The sequence below is a fragment of the Streptomyces lancefieldiae genome (genome assembly GCF_031845825.1).
GTDB lineage: Bacteria > Actinomycetota > Actinomycetes > Streptomycetales > Streptomycetaceae > Streptomyces > Streptomyces lancefieldiae.
In genome coordinates this window covers 1-4,103 of the sequence record NZ_JAVRFH010000145.1, presented here as the reverse complement: position 1 = coordinate 4,103, position 4,103 = coordinate 1, and the positions used below count along the sequence as shown (strand labels likewise).

Genomic DNA, 4,103 nt, shown 5'->3' with positions numbered 1-4,103 from the left:
CTCCCGCCCGCTGCGCGACAGCCACCGCACCCCCGCCGCCCCGCGCCACCGGACCACCCGGTCACCGTCGCCCGTCCACTCGGACGCCCCGCCCGCCCCGGCGGGCAGCTCGCTCGCCGTCCCCGCCTCAGCCACCTGCACCGGAAAGTCCACACCCCCCCGCCCAGCCGACCCCCGGCCGCCCCGCACGGGCACTCGCCCGCCCGGCGGATCCCCCCGGCCGAGTCGGCCGCGCGCACGGCAGGATCTACTCCGCAGCCGCCAGGGCGAGCGGATCGAGCCCGGCGAAGTGGTAGTTGAGGAAGGAGACCAGAATGGAGAAGACCGCGGCCCGCCGGGCGGGATGCTGCTGCTCGAGTTGGGCCCATGCACGCTCCGGCTCCCCGCGCATGCCCATCCGGATGACGTCGCACGCCAGCGTCATCATCGGATCGCCGGCGGCACTTCCGACGGGTACGACCTGACCATCAGGCCGGACATCACCGGCCAGCATCCGGCCGGCCACCTCGAATGCGGCCCGCATGTCCGCCTCACCGCCCCGCACGAGCTTCAGCAGCGACGCGGTGTTCTCCTTCCGCCCGGTCACCGGGTCCACGGAGGCCATCCGGCACACCACCGGAATCACCGCCTGCTGGGACGGGAGCACGGCCGCGGCCGCGGCAGCCGCCCTCAGCTCGCTCGTCTGCTGTTCGGTCAGGTCGGGCATGCAAGGCACCCTACGGTCAGACGTCGCCTGCCCGCGCCGTGGTGCCACCAGCGTCACCCGAACGAACAGACCCCCTGGCGCCGGGCCACCGCGCCAACGTGCGGACACCGCACGCGGGATAGCCCTGCCGGAGCCAGACCACGCACCGGGCTCCTAGCCTAGGACCTGTCTGACAAAGAATCTCGGGCGGGTTCACGGAGCCAGAGGATGAGTGCGGCGAGGTGGACTCCGGCCTTGTAGCGGGTGGCGAGTTCGTCGAAGCGGGTCGCGATCGCGCGGAACTGCTTGAGACGATTGAAGCAGCGTTCGACCACGTTGCGGGCCTTGTAGAGCTCGCGGTCGAAGGCCAGGCCGTTCCCCGGCCGCCGGTGTGCCGGGCCCTGGGGTGGTGCCGCCCGCTCCTTCCCGCCGCCCGGGGACCGTCGGACCACCTCCGTTCGCCACCGTCACCTCTTCGTATGATCTTCCGACCGCGACGGGGAGGAGCGACATCATGGTGCGAAACCGGAAACAGGGCCGCGGAAGCGGCGCGGAGGACGAGAAGGACGAGGGCTGCTGCGCGGGGACGCTGGACACGCTGACGCATCCGTGCTGCTGCGGCGGCGTGTGGACGCAGGCGGCCGTGCTGCTGGCCGCCCTGCGACCTTCGCTCACGGCCGCCGGACACGGCGCGGACCCGGCCGCGCCCGTTCCGGGCAGGCGGGTGGCCGCCGCGATGTACCGGTTCGTGCGGCACTACCGCGTCGCGGTCAGCCCGACCCGGTCTGCGTGCTGCCCGTACACCCCGACCTGCTCCACCTATGCGGTCAAGGCGCTCCACCGTCACGGCGCCCTCCGCGGCAGTCGCCTGATCCTGGCGCGGCTGCTGCGCTGCCGCCCCGGCGCCGCCCGCCGCAGGGGTTCGTACGACCCGGTGCCGCCGGGCCGCGGCTGACCGCCGGGACCACGCACGCGTACCGGTGGGCAGCGGGCCCGCTCAACAAGACCGCAAACGGCGCGCCCGTACCGGAGAGGAAGGCCGCGCAGCATGTGTGCCGCCCGGTGCCACGTGGCTCAACGAACGGGGGGCGTGGCAGCGTCAGTCGTCGTCCACGCTGATGTTGCTGACGGAGAAGTTGCCCTCCAGCAAGACGTCCGTCTCCAGGTCCAGCCGCATCGTCACTCCGTCCGGGGACGTCTTCGCTGCGACCACGCGCGCGGGGATGTTCACCACCTGGCCTTCGACGAGGGTTGCCTTGAGGGGCCACCGTGTGCCGACCAGAGCGGCTGCCGCTTCAGGGGCCCACTCGCCGTCGATCGAGGGGACCGGGAGGTCCATACTGAAGCGAGTCATCCGCTCATCCTAGGAAGTCCCCGTCGTTGTGACCTCTGCGGGCGGGGACCCACCCACCACGACGGAGTGCCGACGGCTACCCCCAGCGACTGCGGGGAGCCTCCGGCACTGGGTGATCCGCCCGCCGGCGCAGCGCCTCCCGGTCCAGCCCGCGGGCGGCGCGGGTTCGAGCACCCGCTCGCCGTCCCAGACCGGCCCCGGCCTGTGCAGCGCATCAAGCTGGTCGTCCAGGTCCCGTTCGAGGTCGCTGGTGGCCCGCACGAGCCCCCGTGCCTCCTCACCGCCGTCGCGCACTTCGGCGATGAGGCGGTGGTCGAACAGGTGGGCCAGCCGCACCAGCCACCAGCGGGAGTCCTGATGGTCCTGGCTGAACGGTGCGCGGGCCAGCACGTCCCGGTGCAGCGCGGTCAGCCGCGGCCGCTTCCGGGCCTTCCGCGCGCTCGGGATACCCTCCTCGACGCCGGCCCGGCGCCACAGGAGGGCGCGCATGCCGACCATGCACGCGTGCTCGTGCCGGGCGCACCACAAGCCGTCCCGGCCGGGGGCGTCGACCAGTTCCAGCAGTCCCGGGCACACGTCGCACAACCGGAGCACGATCGGATCGTCCCCGCCGGACCCGTCGCGGTGATCGCCCGGCCACCACGGCTGCTCCACCGCGTCCTCGCGGCCGCACAGCGCGCACCCGGATGGGTGGAACGGCTCCTCGGGCAGTGCCGCGCGCAGCGTGCGGACCGCCCCCCACGGCCACACCTCGACGGAGCCCTGGTACTGGAGATCATCGGCCCAGCCCAGCGACAGGCACTGCTCGCACAGCCCGACGGGGGACGAGGCCAGCGGGGTACCGCGCTGGCCGACGCGCGCCGCCTGAACCTGCCGCCCGCACCACGAGCAGTTCGTCAGCGGCACTTGCGCCGGCCGCTGATAGGGCACGGTCGCCTTCGCGGAGACGGTCAGCTCCCGCTCCTCCGCGAACAGCAGCCTCCCCTCAACTGCCCGGGCCGGGCTGAACAGTCGGTTCGACCTTGCTGCGCCCGGCGAGCGCGCGCCGGGTACGCCAGTGGCCGTACCCGACCATGTCCCACACCCGCTGCCGCTCCCCGCGGTCGCGGGCGGCATCGCGCAGGCGCTGTTCGGCCTTGCGCTGCTCGAGCGGGTCGTCCAGGCGCGGCCGGAGATCCACGGCGAGATCGACGTGCAGCAGCGGCTCCTGGCCGGGGTCGGCGTAGGCGCCCACCGCGCGGATCTCCTTGACCCACCACAGCGTCGCATCGGGATCAGCGTTGATGGCCTGGGCGGCTTTGACCACCTTGGCGGCCAGCGCGTCGGCGTTCTTGCGGGTGGACGGCCTGCGGCCGGAGGCATGGGCCAGGCTCCGCCCCGCGGGGGTCAGCGTCCAGGTCCGGTAGTCGTGGTACTCGCAGTCGTCGGTGCGGCAGTTGGTGCAGTGCTGGGGCTGGTTGAGGTCCTCGGGCGCGGTCAGGTATCCGGCGCCGACGAGGGCAGCCAGAAGCGACAGGCACCCCTCCCGGTCCAGGTGCACGGCACGCTGGGCGTCCTGGACGTGCAGTCCGAAGGAGTCGCCGCGTTTGAGCAGGTCGCGGACCTCGCGTGTGGCATGGCCCAGCAGTGGAGCATCCAGGTCCACAATCCGCTCGCCCTCCTGCTGCCCGATGCCGCCGAGCGCCATCAGGGCGGGCCCGCGGTCCCCGTCTTCCCGGGCGTACCGGCCGGCCATCTCCGCGAGGAGACCCCCCAGATCTTCCAGGCTCTCCACTGAACCCCTCTTCTACGCCCGCTGCCAGGCCAGACACCGCGGCAGTCCGACCTGCCGTCAACTTCTGCCGACCCGACCCTAATCCAGGGTGTAAGCAGCTCGTCGCGGACCCCGCAAGGATGCGAAGAGACGCTTGCACGGGCAGCGGACGCCTTGGCCCTCTCTAGTACTCCAGCAGGACTTCGCTGTCTGACCTGGTCTTTCGCCGGGTGGCGGGAGTGTAGCGGGACTTTGGTCGTGCGGGGGCGGTCTCACGGAGACCGCCCCTCGATCGTGCGACAACGCCGCAG

At 72.6% G+C, this 4,103-nt stretch carries 5 protein-coding genes and 1 pseudogene; 1 reads left to right on the top strand and 5 read right to left on the bottom strand.

The window, feature by feature from the left end; genetic code table 11:
* Nucleotides 1-247: 247 nt before the first annotated feature.
* Complete coding sequence (locus tag RM812_RS40850; RefSeq protein WP_311585888.1) at nt 248-706, bottom strand: hypothetical protein; 459 nt, start codon at nt 704-706, stop codon at nt 248-250.
* Nucleotides 707-864: 158 nt separating this feature from the next.
* Nucleotides 865-1,089: pseudogene (locus RM812_RS40845) on the bottom strand (IS5/IS1182 family transposase); the annotation flags it as partial.
* A 110-nt stretch (nt 1,090-1,199) separates the two neighbouring features.
* Here RM812_RS40845 and yidD point away from each other — a divergent pair.
* Nucleotides 1,200-1,640, top strand: a complete 441-nt coding sequence (gene yidD, locus RM812_RS40840; protein ID WP_311585884.1) for a membrane protein insertion efficiency factor YidD — start codon at nt 1,200-1,202, stop codon at nt 1,638-1,640.
* 144 nt (nt 1,641-1,784) lie between these two features.
* On the opposite strand, the gene RM812_RS40835 is transcribed toward yidD, so the two are convergent.
* The 3 genes from RM812_RS40835 to RM812_RS40825 are packed head-to-tail and all read right to left on the bottom strand — an operon-like array spanning nt 1,785 to nt 3,813.
* The gene (locus RM812_RS40835) at nt 1,785-2,039 is read right to left on the bottom strand and encodes a hypothetical protein (protein ID WP_311585882.1); all 255 of its coding nucleotides are present in this window, start codon (nt 2,037-2,039) and stop codon (nt 1,785-1,787) included.
* A 9-nt stretch (nt 2,040-2,048) separates the two neighbouring features.
* Complete coding sequence (locus tag RM812_RS40830) at nt 2,049-2,969, bottom strand: hypothetical protein (protein WP_311585880.1); 921 nt, start codon at nt 2,967-2,969, stop codon at nt 2,049-2,051.
* 55 nt (nt 2,970-3,024) lie between these two features.
* Nucleotides 3,025-3,813 (bottom strand): hypothetical protein, encoded by a 789-nt coding sequence (locus RM812_RS40825; RefSeq protein ID WP_311585878.1) that lies wholly within the window; start codon nt 3,811-3,813, stop codon nt 3,025-3,027.
* Nucleotides 3,814-4,103: the final 290 nt, after the last annotated feature.

Bases quoted from the DNA above. Each gene is read 5' to 3' on its own strand.
- yidD (WP_311585884.1), top strand. From the start codon at position 1,200: ATGGTGCGAAACCGGAAACAGGGCCGCGGAAGCGGCGCGGAGGACGAG.
- RM812_RS40835 (WP_311585882.1), bottom strand. From the start codon at position 2,039: ATGACTCGCTTCAGTATGGACCTCCCGGTCCCCTCGATCGACGGCGAG.
- RM812_RS40850 (WP_311585888.1), bottom strand. From the start codon at position 706: ATGCCCGACCTGACCGAACAGCAGACGAGCGAGCTGAGGGCGGCTGCC.